The sequence below is a fragment of the Flavobacterium sp. genome (genome assembly GCF_024642105.1).
Lineage (GTDB): Bacteria > Bacteroidota > Bacteroidia > Flavobacteriales > Flavobacteriaceae > Flavobacterium.
Window position 1 is genome coordinate 16,823 of the sequence record NZ_JAHEBT010000007.1, and the last position, 17,282, is coordinate 34,104.

Annotated in this window: 21 protein-coding genes; all 21 read right to left on the bottom strand. The window is 30.8% G+C overall.

What is annotated here, in order from left to right; all coding sequences use genetic code 11:
* Positions 1–2,796, bottom strand: coding sequence for a hypothetical protein (locus Q0L65_RS02830; RefSeq protein ID WP_296683227.1), 2,796 nt, complete (start codon positions 2,794–2,796; stop codon positions 1–3).
* Between the two features lie 110 nt (positions 2,797–2,906).
* Positions 2,907–3,548 (bottom strand): hypothetical protein, encoded by a 642-nt coding sequence (locus Q0L65_RS02835; protein WP_296683232.1) that lies wholly within the window; start codon positions 3,546–3,548, stop codon positions 2,907–2,909.
* A gap of 3 nt (positions 3,549–3,551) precedes the next feature.
* Positions 3,552–4,010, bottom strand: a complete 459-nt coding sequence (locus Q0L65_RS02840; RefSeq protein ID WP_296683235.1) for a hypothetical protein — start codon at positions 4,008–4,010, stop codon at positions 3,552–3,554.
* Between the two features lie 67 nt (positions 4,011–4,077).
* Positions 4,078–5,004: a hypothetical protein gene (locus tag Q0L65_RS02845; protein WP_296683238.1), complete on the bottom strand. Its 927-nt coding sequence runs from the start codon at positions 5,002–5,004 to the stop codon at positions 4,078–4,080.
* Between the two features lie 2 nt (positions 5,005–5,006).
* Positions 5,007–5,216, bottom strand: a complete 210-nt coding sequence (locus Q0L65_RS02850) for a hypothetical protein (RefSeq protein WP_296683240.1) — start codon at positions 5,214–5,216, stop codon at positions 5,007–5,009.
* On the bottom strand, positions 5,206–5,745 hold the full coding sequence (locus tag Q0L65_RS02855) for a hypothetical protein (protein ID WP_296683243.1): 540 nt from the start codon (positions 5,743–5,745) through the stop codon (positions 5,206–5,208). Before Q0L65_RS02855 ends, Q0L65_RS02850 begins: the two co-directional genes overlap by 11 nt.
* The gene (locus tag Q0L65_RS02860; protein ID WP_296683245.1) at positions 5,745–6,788 is read right to left on the bottom strand and encodes a hypothetical protein; all 1,044 of its coding nucleotides are present in this window, start codon (positions 6,786–6,788) and stop codon (positions 5,745–5,747) included. The genes Q0L65_RS02855 and Q0L65_RS02860 overlap by 1 nt, the downstream gene beginning before the upstream one ends.
* A gap of 33 nt (positions 6,789–6,821) precedes the next feature.
* Entirely contained in the window at positions 6,822–7,844 is a 1,023-nt protein-coding gene (locus tag Q0L65_RS02865; RefSeq protein WP_296683248.1) for a hypothetical protein, read from the bottom strand.
* A 260-nt stretch (positions 7,845–8,104) separates the two neighbouring features.
* Positions 8,105–8,680, bottom strand: coding sequence for a hypothetical protein (locus tag Q0L65_RS02870; RefSeq protein ID WP_296683251.1), 576 nt, complete (start codon positions 8,678–8,680; stop codon positions 8,105–8,107).
* A gap of 77 nt (positions 8,681–8,757) precedes the next feature.
* The gene (locus tag Q0L65_RS02875) at positions 8,758–8,931 is read right to left on the bottom strand and encodes a hypothetical protein (RefSeq protein ID WP_296683253.1); all 174 of its coding nucleotides are present in this window, start codon (positions 8,929–8,931) and stop codon (positions 8,758–8,760) included.
* Entirely contained in the window at positions 8,928–9,722 is a 795-nt protein-coding gene (locus tag Q0L65_RS02880; protein WP_296683254.1) for a hypothetical protein, read from the bottom strand. The genes Q0L65_RS02875 and Q0L65_RS02880 overlap by 4 nt, the downstream gene beginning before the upstream one ends.
* Before the next feature lie 4 nt (positions 9,723–9,726).
* Complete coding sequence (locus Q0L65_RS02885; protein WP_296683257.1) at positions 9,727–10,155, bottom strand: hypothetical protein; 429 nt, start codon at positions 10,153–10,155, stop codon at positions 9,727–9,729.
* 44 nt (positions 10,156–10,199) lie between these two features.
* Positions 10,200–11,825, bottom strand: a complete 1,626-nt coding sequence (locus tag Q0L65_RS02890) for a hypothetical protein (RefSeq protein WP_296683258.1) — start codon at positions 11,823–11,825, stop codon at positions 10,200–10,202.
* A 72-nt stretch (positions 11,826–11,897) separates the two neighbouring features.
* Positions 11,898–13,274, bottom strand: coding sequence for a terminase family protein (locus Q0L65_RS13975; RefSeq protein WP_366051225.1), 1,377 nt, complete (start codon positions 13,272–13,274; stop codon positions 11,898–11,900).
* A complete protein-coding gene (locus tag Q0L65_RS13980; RefSeq protein ID WP_366051221.1) occupies positions 13,247–13,795 on the bottom strand; it encodes an NUMOD4 domain-containing protein in 549 nt (182 codons plus the stop codon). The genes Q0L65_RS13975 and Q0L65_RS13980 overlap by 28 nt, the downstream gene beginning before the upstream one ends.
* 335 nt (positions 13,796–14,130) lie before the next feature.
* Positions 14,131–14,565 carry a hypothetical protein gene (locus tag Q0L65_RS02900; protein ID WP_296683262.1) on the bottom strand — a complete coding sequence of 145 codons (435 nt, stop codon included), beginning with the start codon at positions 14,563–14,565 and terminating at the stop codon, positions 14,131–14,133.
* Between the two features lie 948 nt (positions 14,566–15,513).
* The gene (locus Q0L65_RS02905) at positions 15,514–15,636 is read right to left on the bottom strand and encodes a hypothetical protein (RefSeq protein WP_296683264.1); all 123 of its coding nucleotides are present in this window, start codon (positions 15,634–15,636) and stop codon (positions 15,514–15,516) included.
* A 306-nt stretch (positions 15,637–15,942) separates the two neighbouring features.
* Positions 15,943–16,263, bottom strand: a complete 321-nt coding sequence (locus tag Q0L65_RS02910; RefSeq protein ID WP_296683267.1) for a hypothetical protein — start codon at positions 16,261–16,263, stop codon at positions 15,943–15,945.
* On the bottom strand, positions 16,241–16,381 hold the full coding sequence (locus Q0L65_RS02915) for a hypothetical protein (RefSeq protein WP_296683271.1): 141 nt from the start codon (positions 16,379–16,381) through the stop codon (positions 16,241–16,243). Before Q0L65_RS02915 ends, Q0L65_RS02910 begins: the two co-directional genes overlap by 23 nt.
* Positions 16,382–16,557: 176 nt before the next feature.
* Entirely contained in the window at positions 16,558–16,773 is a 216-nt protein-coding gene (locus Q0L65_RS02920) for a hypothetical protein (RefSeq protein ID WP_296683273.1), read from the bottom strand.
* Positions 16,774–16,786: 13 nt separating this feature from the next.
* Positions 16,787–17,282 (bottom strand): hypothetical protein (locus tag Q0L65_RS02925; RefSeq protein ID WP_296683276.1); only part of this gene is annotated, 496 nt, incomplete at its 5' end.

Here is a 17,282-nt window from a genome sequence, read left to right on the forward strand (position 1 = left end):
TTATACTGAAAATCCTGTTCCTGAGTAACGTGATTGATTTCTAATTGTTCTATTATTACCATTAGATACAAAGGTATTAAAACCATTCTTATCTATAGTAGTAGATTGCGTTGTAATTTTAGAAAAATGCTTAGCTATGATAGAATCCATTTCTGCATAACTTAATCCGCTCTTGCTATTAAATGAATTAGACATAGATATTCCTTTTTCTCTCATCATTGTATTTAGTTCATTATTCCATTGGTCGTGAGTAAATACTTGAGTACCCGCTGGAGCATCAATAACTACATCTCTTCCACTAAACTGTCTTACTTTACCATCAGGAGTAACAACTGTTTCTTTAAAATTAGCTCCTTTTCCATCATTAATTAATGCTAATCCCCCAGGGTGGTTATCAGTACCTTCAAAATATTGAGGAACTTTTTGAGCAGCAACAACACCCATTTGAATAGCTCCTAATGCAGCAACTGCTATAGACATCGGTATAGCTGTTGGAAAACCTGGTTTTGCCCAAAGACCTATTATAGCTTGAGCAGTGTCAATTGCAATATTGACCATTGCTTGTTGTTTCTTAGCTTTAAACTCTCTTTCAGCTATTTGCTTTCTTCTTTTTTCGTAATCTTCTTCAACTTTTCTTTTAGCACTATCACTATCTCCTGCGAACTGCATAGTAATATCCTTTTGTTTACTTAATCTTTCGTACTCAGCATCAAAATTTTGTTGAGATATATTAGATATAAAGTTATACATCTCTTGAGACGCTTCCATCATTTGAGCTGTATCTGCTTTCCAAGACTCTTTAGTAAATGCAGAGCCCTTTTTAATCCTAGAAAATAAAGAATCTTCCCCCTCAAAAAAAGTAAACGTTTCAGAAAAGCCAGAATTACTTAGAAAATCACGAATATAAGACGTAGATATAGCTGCTAATTCAGCAAGTCTTTTTAAATGGTCTTCATAGTCTTTCTCTCTTTTATTTTGTATAGCTTTTTGCTGAAGAGTATCGGCAGTACCTGTTAAAGCCTCATCACGAGTTTTATCTTCGTGATATTTCTTTAAAAATGCGTCCATCTCGTTTATAGCATCGTTAAACTCTTCACTTTCTTGTTTTAATATAACTTTCTTATTCTTTAAATTTTCAGCCTGAATAGTTAATATATCTAAATTATATTTATTCAAAGCATCTCTCTGTCTGTTTTGATTGCCTTTAGATAATCTGATTTGCTCATCATAGTCTAGTTTAGCAAGTTCTAATCGTTTTTGTTTATCATCCTCTAACGCTTTAAATCTATTTTCAAAGAAATTATTCTGGTCGTTTAAAAGTAAATCTATTTTGTATAATTGTAATAATATTTCAGACCTATTAGCATCGTATAAATATTTTAACCAATCTTCTTGAGCTTTTTGAGAGGCTTTATTTTTTTTAGAAGGGTCTTCTAAATATTTTTTTAACAAGTCTTGATTTATAAGAAACTCATCTTGGTCTCTTTTTAGTCTTTCTTTTCTTAGGTTTATAGCGTCCTGAGCCGATTTGTCTTCAGCATTTTTTATCTTCTTAATAGCTGACAAAGTAGCTTTTTCGTTACTACTCATAGATAAACCAAGTCTGCCAAACCAACTTATTCTCTCTTTTATACTTTTACTAGATTCCTTGTTTAATTTAGTTTGCTCGTCAGCTATTTCCTTAGCTTCAGCCTCTACCACTGCTTTTCTAATTAAAGATTCTATATATAAATCTGTGGCCATATTCAAATCTCCTTCAGCTATAGCTTGTTCGTACGTAGATTGAGTCAGCCCAGGCAATGTCTTTTTTATTTCTTCATAAGCTAACTGTCTATTCTTATTAGATTCATTGTTATCGTTTACTATAGCCGTTAACGATTCTATATTTACAGACTCTTCCTTTAAAGTATTGTTAGAATCAGATATGACTTCATTAAACTTTAATTGCGCTTTCTCAGCGGTACTTAATCCAAAAGCGTAATCAATAAGTTTAGCCCCGTAAAGAGTTAATAAAGTAACTCCTACAGATAATAATGTCTGCCAGCTAAACAATGCCGATGTTAAACTTTTAAAAACAGATTGTGTCGGCTTCCCACTAGCAGCTAATTCTAAATTTTGCTTTTTTAAGTTGTTAATTTCATCAGCTAATATAGGAATATTATTAGATAATGCCATAAAACCAGTATTCAAACTATTAGCAAAAGCTGGAGCTTCACGAGTTAATTGATTAACTGAATTAGCTAACCCATTCCATCCACTAGCATAATTACCTACGTTTCTTCCATATTTACCAACAGCTCCATCAATAGCCTTTAATTTGGTATCAAGTTCTTTAGCAGCATTAGCGGCAGTCAGGAATTGCTTACTATTAGCCCCATATTGCGCTCCTAAATCCTGAGCTGATTTTACTGCTTTTTTATAGGCGGCATCAAGTCTTTGATAATTATCAATTTCGTCGCTAGTAGCTTTAAATGCTTCTCTAGCTTTTTGATTACGTAAAGTAGTATCTACAGATTCTTGAGTTACAGCTCTACTATATGTTTTTTTAGCTTCAGTTAATTTTTGAATTTGAGCTACTTGTTTATCAATCTCAGCAGTAAGAGATTTCATTTGTGCAATAAGCGCAGCATTTGCAGCAGCATTACCCTCAGCGCCACTTGGAGTAGTTTGAGCTTTTCCAGCATTAACATTTAATGCAGTAATTGCTGCATCGGCTAATTTTATTTCGTTAAGTAATCTATCAAGCTGCTCAAACGCAACCTTACTTACTACCAAATCTATACTATTATCTGCCATAATCCTTTAATTTAAAAAGGGGATTGACGTATATACATCAATCCCCGAGTGTTAATCATTTAACATTTACAAATATAGTAATTTTTTTGTTACGATATTGGTAATATCAATTAATTCTTTTGAGATAAAGTCTTAAGTTCTTTACACAATTCAATCCATTCTGATACTGTTAATTCTTTAGAATTTAACTGAAATCCAAAATCCATTGCTTTAGACATCATTTTTAATTGCAAATTAAGGCTTCTATGCTCTACAACTGCATCTGTCTTTAGTTCATCCTTAATTATTTTTATTTGCGTTATAATGCCTTTTAATTCCTCTCTAATGCGGAGTATTTCTTCAGCATCTCCAATAGTAGTATTAATCAACGGCATTTTAAAGCCTAACTTATTTAATTTATTAATATATTCAGCTCTAATATCCATCTGACTGTCTGGAAATCCTATCCACATTCTATCTAGAATCATATTGACAATAACATATTTTGTTTGAAGATTATCAATCTTCATCCACTTTTCTATTTTTTTATTAAAATCTCTATCGTCAACAGCTATAAAGTATTCGTCTTGTAAATGCTTTTCTAAATTAGTTAATTTATCGCTTACTATCTTAGTCTGCCTACCATCGTATCCAACTATAAAAAAATTATTGTCTTTAGTAGCCAAATATCTATCCCAAGACCATAATATTAAATCGTTAATGCTTTCATAGTATTCTATTGTTTCTTTTTTGTTTTTGTAAGGTATTCCCATATATTATAAATATTGTTTTATAAATGACATTAATTCAGGATATATTATTTCATAGTTTAAAATAGATTGGTCTTCAGGGGTAAGACCATAAAGGTTTGAATACCCATCAAAGAATGACTTTTTAAGACCTGAGCCTTCTCCAGTGCTAAATATAGTAAGTTTCGTTAGGTCAGTACTTATTTCTAATTGAAAATTAGACACAAAATCCCCAGTCTCAATAAATGTATATTCAGTACCTGCCGTTTTTGAAGAGTTTAATAATTGAGTAGCTAAAGAATATACACCTTTAAACTTATCATTTTTATTTCTTAATAATTGACTATCAGAGCCTATTCCTTTTTGAATTTTAATAATATTAAGATTAGTTATTTTATCCTCATTAGACATAACTATTTTTTCAGTTTCATCTAATATTTTAGAACGAACTAATTCCACATTCTTAATATATTCACTTATATTCATAAGTACAAAGATATAAAAAAAGACCGTAATACTCTTACGGTCTTTTATAGTTTACTAATTTATTAAGTTATGATGCGATAACAGTGGCAACATTAGACTTATAAAGTAATCCACTTGCAGCTTTCAATACTATATAAGAACTTAGAGATGAATCCCAAGTGCTTACTGTATAAGTACCAGCTTCAGCAGCAGGAATAGTAAATGTATAAGTTTTAGTTACAGAATCAGCAACAACAGCAGAAGCTACTACGTCAACTCCATCATTTTTGATTTTGAAATCTCCAACTAATAACCCATCTACAAAGTGAGATTTATCTAGTAATAAAGCAGAAACTACTAATTCTGTGTCAGAAACTGCTAAAGGACTAGCAATTAAATTAACATCATTAACACCTTCTAAATCACTATCAGCAGAGAAATCTAAAGTATCTCCAGAAATCCAAGACTGTCTTTCCATTTCTTGAAAGTCAGATAATTGAATTTGCATCTTAACCTCAGCAGGGTTATTACCTTCTTTACCTTTATATTGTCCTACGAACAACATTTTTACTCCAAAACCTTTTACAATACCTGCTTTATTTTGAGTGAAAATTTTATTACCTTCAATATCATAAAAAGCTACATTGTAACGGTCTTTTGAGTTCAACATACGCAATGCTTTCCAATAGTTTACACCATTGTTATCGAACATTACATCATACTCGTAAGGCATCTCTCCTGTTACAGTTTTGTAACCTGAACCATCAGCAGTATTGATATTTGGGTCAACAGGAACTAAAGCAAAAGATTTGATACCTTGTAAGATAATTAAATCTCCTTTTTGTTGTCCTTCTTTAATGTTAGCTAAATTTTGCTCATCTGTGTAAGCATAACCTCTAGGAGATAATTCAATTGTTGCTACTCTATTCCAGTCGAAAGTACAACCTTCCATACCAGTTCCTAGTAAATCTCCTTGAGAACAAGCTACTACGTTTAATTGGTCTATTAATGCCATCTTTATTTAATGTATTTATTTATTTTTAATCCTTTAATTACTCCTTCATTAGATAGTGAAACTACATCTCCAATATGATATACTTTATCAGCTGTAAATGATTTCAATACTCTGAACGATTGACTGATAACAAGTTTAGCTCTAGGATTACTACATCCAAGTCCTATAGCCGTGTCTTCAGTAATTTTAATTTTTCGTTTTTTAGTTTCCATTACAAAATGTTTGATTTAATTTAAAATCATTCACAGACATTGTTATTTTAAAACAATGGTAAGGTTGCATATCGTCAGTAAATTTATAATCATATCCTTTTAAAACATCTTCTATACCTGTTGATATAGATGTGTTAATTCCTATGTTTCCAATAGTTGATAATATATTCATTACATCTAATCTAACCTCTTCGTCTGCACGATGATTGATAGAACTTTTACACTCTTTAACGTTTAAAATAAAATATAATTCTATTTCAGTATCAAAAGCTCTATTACTGTTTTGTTTATAATCCTTTTTATTTAAAAAGAAGAATCTATTTTTATCAACATGAATCAAAGATACATAATCATTTGCACTTATGAAGTGTTCAACTGTTATTTTTTTATCTCTTTTTATTTCATAACATCTCGGATAACCTTCTAAAGATACTCCCCATAAAACTGTTAGCTTATCATACAACTTAGTTTGTATTTTAGCTATTACAGCATCTAAACCTACAGGATTTGTCTTTAAATTATTTGCCATTACATTAATGTTGATACTAAAATTTGATTAGCCTTTTTAAATCCCATTCTCATTTTTTGAACTTCACTTCTAATAGTAGTAATTTCTCCTAGTAGTTGATTTTTTAATCCAACTACATTAACTATACTACCAGCAGAAGTTCCTTCTAATTCAATCATAATTTTTTCATATAATTGAGCAGCGTGAGCTTGGTTAGAATTACTTCTTAACGATGATAAATATACTTGAGCGCAATTAATTATTGCATCTAATTGAATAGCTCTCGCAAATAACATTTTATTATTAATTACAAAATCAGTATAGTCATCATATACAGTAATATCAAAGTTAAGACCATTTGATTCAGACATTCCTTCTACTTTTGTTAAATCAAATAACAAATTGGTTTTATGACCTAATACAGTTACTGGTTGAATATTTAAATGGGTAGGCTGACTTAATACATTTCCTGCATTCCAATCTCTTTTGAATGGAGTAGTAAATGTAGTATCAGTATTATACCCTAAATAGTATTCTCCTTTATAAGTAGAATCTGAATTATCAACTTCCCAATCCAAAATTACTTCTTGATGGTCAGTAGTTATAGTAATCAGTTTAGAATGGATAAATGATTTCTTTCCTGTATTCCATAGAAATAAAGTAATATCTCCTCCGCCTTGAAAATCGAGTAAAACTCTATTTATTTTAAAAGCAACATCGTTATCTTTACAAACTCTAATTCTATATCCTACAAAAGCGTCTTTAACAACTTCTAATTCTTCTTTATTTGATGCGTTTTTATAAAGTAAAGTTCTATCAATAAAATCAAATTCATTAAAAACTTGATTACATACATTTGAAATTGCAGATTTCTTTAAATCTTTAAGAAATAAATTGAAATCAGAATTGCTTATAGAAGCATAGTCCTGACTATCTTTTATATACTCGATTTTAGCATACGGATTATCTGTTACGAAATATCCAGAGGTGCTTAATTGATTTTCAGAATCTACAATAGCATAGTTAGGGTTGTAAGGCTGTTTAAACCCTACAACTCCTAACAAAGCTGTTTGTATTTTATTGATATTAATCACTTATTATACGATTGCAAATGCTTGAATAGTAGTTTCTCCAGCAGCAGTTAAAGGAGCTTTAACGAAAGCTAAGTCTTGAGAAATCTCATACTGAGTTACTACGTCTTGAGTATAACCATTGTTAGCAGAATCATCAGCACCTACTTCATAAGTATGGATAGCGTAAGACTCAGAATCAACTGGATTCAATAAGTTAGAGTAATCAGCAACTTTAGTTGATACACCTTCTCTATTTTGTTTTGGAATCCAAGGTAATGTAGCTACAGTTCCATCAGGAACTACAATCCAATATCCTTTAGAATATCCTGAATCTAAAGCAACAGCTAAAGCACCTAATTCTACAGAGTGAACAAAAGTTACACCATTAAATTGGAATGACAAGTTAGTAGCATTAGAAGCACCTTGAGCAGCTTGTTTTTCAAACTTAGCAAATGCAACTGAATCACAGAAAACTTTCATAGCACCAACGTATTTATTAGCATCCATTGCAATCTTAGTGATTTGGATAGCAGTATCTTGGTTAGCTTCAGCAACTTCAAATGTGTCATTTGTTCCATCAAACGTTCCAAATGCAGTAGCAGCATTAACTCCAGAACGGTTATTGAACAAGTAAGCAGTAGCAGCAGTTTCATAACCTTCCATAAAGTTAGAAACTACATTAGAAATCTCTTGAAACATTTGCTCATCTGCATTATACAAAGAGTTGTCAGCTTGTTTCAAAGACATATTAAATTTATCTGTATAACTTGCCCAAGTTGGAGTTAATACAGCAGTATTTCCTTTAGAACCTGTGTGATTATGAGTTCTTGCACTTCCTAATGCACGAGATGAACGAGCAGCAAAGTTAGTCTCAACAGTTCTATCTTCTCTCAATCTCAATTCAGAGTAGTTAGGAAACATAATTGGAGACATTGCTTTAAGAGCTAGGTAAGTAGCTGGGAATCTGAATCTCAATTCAGATGATTGAAAAGCACCAAGTAATCTAGCTTGAGCTTTTACCAAATTTGCGGTAGCACGATTTGCCATTGTAATGATTTTTTAAAGTTAAATTTTATTTTATATATTTTTTAGTTGTCATACCGACTATTTTCTTTATAGCATACCGCCATTGTCAGCAAATATACAAAATAAATTAATACATAATAAAAAAGCCTTACATAATTGTAAGGCTTTTAAACTATTTTCTTTTTTTCTTAGCTTCACGAGCTACAGATAGTGCAATAGCTACACTCTGCTTCTGACTTTTTCCGTGTTTCATCTCAGTTTTAATGTTTTTTGAAATGCTTTTAGATGAGTAACCCTTGATCAATGGAGACATAATATATTTTTTTTATATGATTTAAAAATTTTTCCAAAGTTAAACTATTTTTCATAACGTTACACGTTTTGCAACAAGCAACTGAATTTTCTTTAGTATATCCTTTAGAACTATCTACCCTATCTATTCCGTTAGATATAAATAATCCGTTTGAATGACTTCTATTTACTCTAAAAGAATCTCCTTCACTATTACAATATACACACCTTTTTGTTATTATTTCTCTAAAAAATGCTTTATCTAATTCAAAAGGAATTTTTTTATTTTTTGCTCTATGAATATATTGTAAATAAATTCTATTAAAATTAGCTTCTCCAGGAGCTAATTTATTAAATCCAAGTTTTCTTAATCTGTGTGCTTCACATCCGCAAGACCTTAATTTTTTATTAGATAATGTAGAAGTAGACATTTTTTTCTCAATTCCGCAATCACATTTTACATTCCACATAGCCCTCTTTTGACCTGAGGGCTGTATATGTGAGTGACTATAATTTAATACTAAAATTTTAGCAATTCTTTTTCCAGTTAAATCTATTCTTTTCATAATATTATATTTTTTTTACAAATATACAATATTATTTAATAATATAAAAACATTTAACCTTTAATTAATGGCATAACTTAGATAGATGGTACTTTTCTGTACCTTTTTTTAGTTTGAAATTTAGACAAATACTTTTTGTTTTCATATCTAGTTAGTGCGGTTCTTCCATCTTGAATAGCCTCTTGTCTTACAAGTGCTATCGCTTCTTTACTGAAGAATAAAGATAATAAAAATTCAGTTATCTTTCTCATAATTTTAAAGTTCCAGCTTGGATTCTTTTTGCCATCTCTTCATTTTGTTGTGATGTATTCCAACCTTGTTTTTCAGCTTCTTTTAAAAATGCTTCTAAACTACCTGTTTTACCACTAGATGGTTCATCTTTTCTACCACTACCTCCTGTTTGAGCTGGAAGATAAGGGGTAATAAATTCAGAAACCCATTCTTTTACAGATACAGGAGATAATGTACTTTCATTTTTTATCACATTACCCATAGAATCTTTGATAATTACCTTACCATCTTCTTTTTCAAAGCTAAATCCTTTTTCTTTAGCTTCTACAAAAATAGTTGATTTAGATACTAAAGTATTTTCTGGGATATGCTTAGTAAATTCATTCTTAATTTCATTAAGAGAGTTTTGTTTTTCTATATTAATCTTAAAAATAGTAAATTCATTCTCTTTTTCAACTAAATTACCTTGCAATTTCTCAAAATCAGCCTTTAAACTTTTAAATTTCTCTTCAGGCTCTATTTTACTTTCAGATTCTACTTTTGTTTTAATTGCATTAACTAAATTCTCAATAGTCTTGCCTTGAAATTCAAGTCCAAGAGCATTTCTTTGCTCTTTAACAGCAATTTCAATAGCAGCAGTAGCTGCTTCTTTCTTTAGATTAGAGATACGCTCTTCATAAGTTTCTTTAGGTAAGATAATTCTTTCAGATAAATCAATTGTATGACTATCTTCTGAAGCAATCATTTCTGATAATTTCCCAGGCTCTAATCCTAAACTTGTTTCAATTTCGTTTAAATTTTCTACTGCCATTTCTTTATTGTTTTAAAAGTTCTAGTTCTTGTGTTAATTTATTTACTCCCCACATCGGTTTAGATTTTTTACCAGTCTTTTTTTCGTAAAGTTTAGCTAATTCATCTCTCGTCTTTGGTAGTGATTCTTCTTCGATAGATTTTGTGGTATCTTTGATTGTAGGAAGTACAATCTCTTCTTCTTTAACTTCAATAAACTCTGCATATTCCTTGACAGATTTGAATGGTTTTTTCTCTAAGTATAACTTAGTTGCAGGTTCGTTTCTTTCATAATATAGTCCATTCATTTGTGAGTGAGCATTAATTTGCTCTGCATAATCAACTTGAACTACGTGTAAATCTCTTTCAAGACCAATTCTAACAGCACGGTCAAAGCCTCCGTTTGTACGTGCTAATTTGTGCAATTTGTAAACTGCCATTTGTGTTTCAATCATTTCTTTTTGTTTTTAATTAGTAATTAATCCCTTCACAATACCTGTTAGATAACAGGTACTGCAATAGGTTTTTTGTTTATCTCAAACCAAGCATCAAACTCAGTATTTAATACATTTTCTGACTTATAGTAATCAGTAACGGTCTTCCACCATTTATTGAATAACACTTTTCTTTGAGCTTCTTCTTGCCCAAAGATACTGATAACATCTTTTAGATTCAAATGTAAATACGGCTCTAATTTAGCCTTTAATAAGTTAATATGCAAATCAATTGGATTATTTCTATACTTAGCACCTAAATATTCTCCAAATAACTTATCTAAAACAACACTATTATCCTGTAATTTAACAGCATTTTCATAACGCTCCAACAATGTATCGTAGCTCTCAATGATATATCTACGACCCAAATTAATAGTAATACGACTTTCGCTTTTATTTTTAGTCGTGTCATAAAAATTTAATATCCATTCTGAAATTTTCCACTCAATATATTCTACAAAGTCAGCATACATATTAAGTTTATTCTCCATTGGTTGTTTATCAAACATAACCTCAGTAGCCGTTTTAATACTTCCAGTGTTTTTACTCACTCCATAGAACGTACCCCAATGTGTTTTATATATACTTTCTTCTAACTTCGCTAACTCTTCATTGTATTGCTTCCAAACATCTAAATCAGGAGATATAAATCCTGCAATATTTGGAGCAATAACTGGAGTATCAGTACTGTCAGGAATTGGTAATTCAACAACATCAGTAACATCATTTTTAGAAACCATTTTACCGTGACCATTACAAGTACCACATTTATCATCTCCATTCTTACCTGTACCTGAACACTCTCCACAATATTGGATATATTTCCAAAATATAGGATTTCCTTTATAAATTTTATATAAAGTTAAAAATGATTGGTCTCTTGCATATTCTTTAGCTGCATCAATTATACCGTCAATAGCTGATAACTTCTCTTCTTCTCCTGGCTCTTGAATATTAGAACAAATAAGCGCAGGTGTTTGACCAAATGGATGTTCAAATGATAATTCTTCAATCAATACAAAGTCCATTCCAATCTGCTCAAATACTCTATCAACCAAATCATCAACAATCCTCCAAAACGTCCTGCCATCTTTTACCTTTGGTTCAAATATCACAAACTCCACTAATTGACCATTAGATTCGTAGTATCTAATCTTTTCGATAGATTTATAAGTTGGATAAATGTCAACAGTAGGAGTTGTGGTATATTCTAAGAATATCAAACCATTAGGGTCTGTATTCATTAATTTTATTGCGTTCTTTTGAATCCATTCAGATAACGGCTTATTATCTCTAATACTAGCTATCTTTTTTATAAATTCAGTTCTGATAGTATCATTGGTAATATCGTAGTCTTTAACACCGCCAGTAGCATAGTAAATATTATCAATAGGTTGAAATAATCTTTCAAATAAATCCTTAATGCTTCTGCTATATCTTTTTCTAGCTAAAGATTTTTTCTCGCTTTCGATACCCTCAATCTTATCAATCAACTCATCAATGAAATCATCTCCATTAACTAACGCTTTTAATTCGTCAGAACTTTCACGCATTTCAACGAACTCGTGATTTATTTTTAGATTGGCTTTTATAGCATCAATCGCTTCTTGGTTATCTTTGAAAATCATTTTACTATGTTTAAAGCTACAAATTTACTAAAAAATATTAACATAATGACGATTATGTAAATTTTGATAGGTTTACCACCTAATCATTACTTTCGGCTTACCTTTCAATTCAAAATAAAATCGCATCGCTAAGGCATCTGCAAAATCGGGAGACCTCCCTAATCTTTCTCTAACCTTACTCTTAGGTTCAAGCGCATATTTACCATCATCAAGTATTGGGTTTTTATTTATTTGCTCCAATTCCTCAATTACTTGTTTTCTAAAAGCAGTGTCTTGAATGAATACTTTTGAATCTTTAACCTGTTGTGAGAAAAATTCGTACACCTGAGCTTTTAAATTCTTAAAGTTCTCTTTCTTACCAAGTACCTTAACGGGACTAGCGCCATTATGAAATCCTACAGCTCCTACTAAATTACCATTTTGTGATGAGTTTCTTGTAAAAGTCTGTAATCCATCAGCATCATATATCACATTTTTAAGTGGTACTCTATAGTGAATCCTAAGCTCGTTTATTTTCTTACTGACCATTGTATCATCAATCTTATCAATAGCGATAATCTTAACAACTACAAATCCTGCCCAAACCATTATCACAAACTTATCAGCACCAGTATAAGCAATATCCGCTGTTATGTACCTATCCTCTGTCGGCTTAATAAACTCATTAGTGTACATCCCTAAAATATCCTGATAATCAAACAGTGCATACGGGTTGTCATCAAATTCCCAATTTCCATATACCAACCTTTGAATCTCATTAGGAGATAAAATGTTAATCAAGTTGGGTATATATTCTTTTGGAAGCGTTTTATTATCACTAGGTAATGCTTGAATAAATTTCCTATAGTACGGTAAATTATTCTCTAAATCTAACTTATAATAATCTTTATATAAATAATTTTTAGAAGGGTTACACGTCTGAAGCAACTTAGGAGTTAAATTATATTCCTTATTCTTCCAACGACCAATTGAAGCCTGTAAGTTATTCTTACACTCCAACTCAAACTCCCCCGCTTCTTCAATCCAACCTCTTGTCATCTGCATCGAACCAAATCGCATATAATTCGGGTCTGAAGGCTGATACTTTGCATCTAATAAAAATATCTTAGAACCATTATGAAAATGAAAGAAGTTATCTTGACCATTGTATCTATAATACAACTTATTTATGCCCCATATATCCAATATCTCGTGAATAGATGGGATAGTAAATTTTCTTAAATCAGTAAGTGTCTTCCTCGCTATGAAATAATGTGTTCCAGGATACATAAGCGCATCAGCGCAAATTAGTGAACACCCTAAGAAACTCTTGCCAGAATTATGAACGATTATATTTGATTCAGTAGCTATGTAATTATGATTATCCTCAACGGTTAAATCAAAAACAGTATCTTGAAGTAATTCAAATCTAATCTCACTGATTAAATGTGAGTCCAGCTCTTTCGCAATACTATATCTTTTATCGTTGTAGCCGCTACTCCATACTCCTTCCCTAACATCTCTCTCGTTACTATTCTCGGTATAAACTTTGAACGTATCTCTAAGACTTGTTGATTGGTTAGTATTGTCGTGTACCCATTCTCCCCTCTCTTGTCCCCAAACAACTGAGGACGTCTCTCTCTTGAGTGATGAGCATTCTCTTTCATCGTCATCCACTCGAGATTCGCCACTCGATTGTCTGACCTGTTGAAATTGATATGATTTACAGTTTCTTTGTTCTGAGGATTTGTTAAGAAATGAGTAGCAACTAATTTGTGAATTAATATTGTTCTTTTTGGAGAACTCAGATATATTCTTAAATAACCCTTCTTTGTCGCTGAAGGTTTTAAAATACGTCTCTTCAGTAGTCCATAAGTCTTGTTCGATGCTACTCTCCCCATTGATGAGATTTCGTACATCCCATTTGTCTCTTGAATAGCAATCCAAGATTCGTTTGGTAAATTCTCCAGCTGGTATCCAACTTCCTTCATAATAAATTTCGTGATTAGGTGTTAAAGAGAGGGTGTTGCCATCTCTCATAACAAAGATAATCATTTTATTATATTCGGAGGCAGTAAAAAGAGGAAAGTTTTTAACATCTACTACTTTTTTATATTCAAGAAACCCAAGATTATTGAAAGAAGCTACAGTATCTCCTATTTCAAAATCTTGAATTTCTTTATAGCCAAAGTCAGTAAGGATTTTAGTACCTCTTACCGTGCAGCCTTTGCTGCCTCCGTAGGCTATGTCAATCGTGGTATCATCAATCCAATACTTAACAGCTTGGAGCTGTTTAATATTTCCACGAACATTTAAACTTATTTGCTTATTCTTCATTTAAGATTTTCATTCCTACAATAGGCACAACTTGAAGTTTGTCTCCATCTGAAGTAACATCTAGTTTATCTCCATATTTCTTAGGATTCATTTTACCTAACATCCACTTACGAGTATCAATCTGTAGTCTTGAACGATTAATAACGTTGTGGTTAATTACGTGTTCTCCACGTTCATTCACTTCCATATCCGCTGACTGCTTGTCAGCAATCTCCAACATCTCTTCAAAGATATTATCAGCTCTCTTTTTAGTAGCAATCTTATAACGCTCTTGTAACTCTTCAGATTCTTCTAACCACTTATAAAACGTTTTAGTACCAACAGTATCTGAACGTTTTAAAATAGAACGTATAGAACCACCTTCTTCTATTAAATCAATTATTAAATCAATCTTATCTTTTTTCTCTAAATCAGTATAAACCATTATTATTATAATTATAGTTATTGCTACAAATATACTCTTTTTTTTAATACAAAATAAATAAATATAAAAAGAACACATTTACTACATTGAAAGTGGATTTTTGGGGACACCCCCCTAAAAAAATAAAAATAGAGGGGGGGTGTCCCTAAAAAACGACTTTTTTCAACGTAATGCGTACTGCCTAAAAAGCTAAAGTGTTGAAAATCAATAAAGTAATAGTTATTAACCATTTTCTAATAAAGTTCAAAATAGGAAAAAATTTTTTTCACTATTGATTTTGGTCTTAAAAAAGTCGTTTTTTATTCAAAATGCGTTGCAAAAAATGTTAATGTGTACTGGATGTGTACTGAAAAAATTTAAAATGTAGGAAAAAACTTCTCTTACAAAAACGTTTTGTAGGAAGAAATATATCCCTATTTGGATAAATCCAACTAGTTGTAGTCAATAACTCGTTAATAACTTAATAGTATTTTAATGGTAAAAATTTTTACAGGGGGTCATTACCCCTCTCCTCTGACAATCTCAATGGGGTATGGGGGGGGCTAGATCTATTTTCTGAATGGGGTTAAACCTGTTCGGCGTATACCCTTTCGGGGTCAATTGGGGTGAATTATTACAAAATTATACCCGATAAGGGGTATAATCGAGGGCGAAATGCTTACAAATTTACTCGCTTCAAAGGAGAAAGGGTAAAGGTTATCCGCTTCAAAGTATACCGCTCCAAAGGGGGGAGACTTACAGAATTACACCTTTAAAGGGGTTATCGCTTACAAATTGCAATTAAGGGCGCGCGCAATGTTAAGATTTTCCTATTTGTGTTTTTATATAATCCTCCCCCCTTTTATCCTTTGCCTCTTATCCCTTTGACTATCTAACTTTGCTACAATAACGCATAAAAAAAACCACGCTATTAACGTGGTTTAAAGTTGTCCTATTTTGTTGAGTGGTTTACAAATTGTTTTCTTTCTCAAATTGTTTAAGACAAACTTTCTTTGCAATGATTAAATTCTCTTGCGTTTCCGCCTTTAATTCATCCTTTAATCGTTGGTATTTTTGTTGTATTGTTTCCATTTGTGTTAGCTTTTTTAGCTAACATACAATGTATGTTAACTATTTTAGTCTTAATTATTATTTTTATACCTATCCGCCCCTTTCTCGGGGCGTTATTCTCAACGGCAAAGTTAATGTTTAATTTTAATAATATACTTATAAGTTCATTATAACAATCTATAACAGTCAATTTATCGGGGACTTTATATACTGGGTATATTTCCGTTTGTCCTTGGCTTATATCAATAACTAAATTATAAGTGTGTTTGTTTACATTATTTAAGCGGTTAAGTTTTTTAAGTATTACTTTGCTATTTACTGAATTCATTAAAACATAAAATAATTACCTATTTTAAAGGTATAAGTATTTATAAATTCATTAAAATCTTTATGCAAATCACTTTTTTTAATTGCGTGATTTTTATAATAAACGCCGTTAATATTTGAATATGGAAACCCTTTTTTGTCTTTGTAACTAATTGTAAACACTTTGGGGTTATTTATGTTATACATTTTTTGGTTTTGACTAAAATTATCCACATATTTACAAATACTATCTTTGTCGATACTCAAGCCAAAACGACTTTTTAAAGTATTATTAAATTCTGACTCGCTTATTGCAACTCTATTTTTTATTGGGTTTATCATTTTCGTATATTTTTATAAGTTCATAAATTGTAATATAGTTTTCGTTATTTTGCATAGTTCCAGCGCCTAGAATAATTAAATTTTTTTCTAAAAAATCTAGTATTTTTTTATTTTTCATTTGTTAAGTTCTTTAAATATTATTATAAATAGTGGCTTTCATTATTTTGCGCCCTTGTTTTAAAATATAATTACTTTCTAATTTTGTCAAATTGTGGTATTCTCGCCAATTGTCAACGCTTATAAAATTGTTAATATAATCGAGATATAGTCTTATTATTTTACTTTTTTCCATAATTAATTGATTGAATTAATAAAAAATTTATTTAAACTTTGCGGGTACGAAAGGTCTATTTCCTGAATACGTATATTAATACAGTTGTATTTAACTTTTAATAAATAAGCTATTTTTTCGGCTTGTGTTTTATCCATTATTAGTTCGTTTTCTACTTTTGTACAAAGTATTTTTTCTGGTTCTTGCGGGTTTGTTTGTCCCCAAATGATATATTCCATTTTTTATAAATTTTTAGTTAATGTAAAAGTCTGAGTAAAAACCGATATTTTCGTAAACGTATAAATTAAAACTTTCTTGATATTCTGAGTCTTTAAACAAATACGTTAATAAAGCCCCGATAGCCGTTTCTTTTTCATCTTTGTAGTCAATGTACCACTCATCAAAGTTATTGGCTGTAAACGAGTAAAAGCCGTCATAAGAACTATAATTTTCTTTCAAAAACGTATTAAAATCATTTTTATCTAAATTTTCTAATAATTTGACTTTGTCAAATTCCACCGTTAATTCAATATTGTCAGTGTCAAAATTGTAGTATTTAGGGCTATATAATTCACCCGCCTTAATTGTTACGAAATTTTCGTCAATTTCGTACATTAAAAATTCAGTAGCAAGTTCTTGAATTTTGGTTTTGTATTTGTTATAGTCGAAATTATCCCAAAATTGTTCGGAGTTATATTTTGAAAAATCGTTTTCAAAATCGTCATCTATATTATAAGAGTCGAAAACA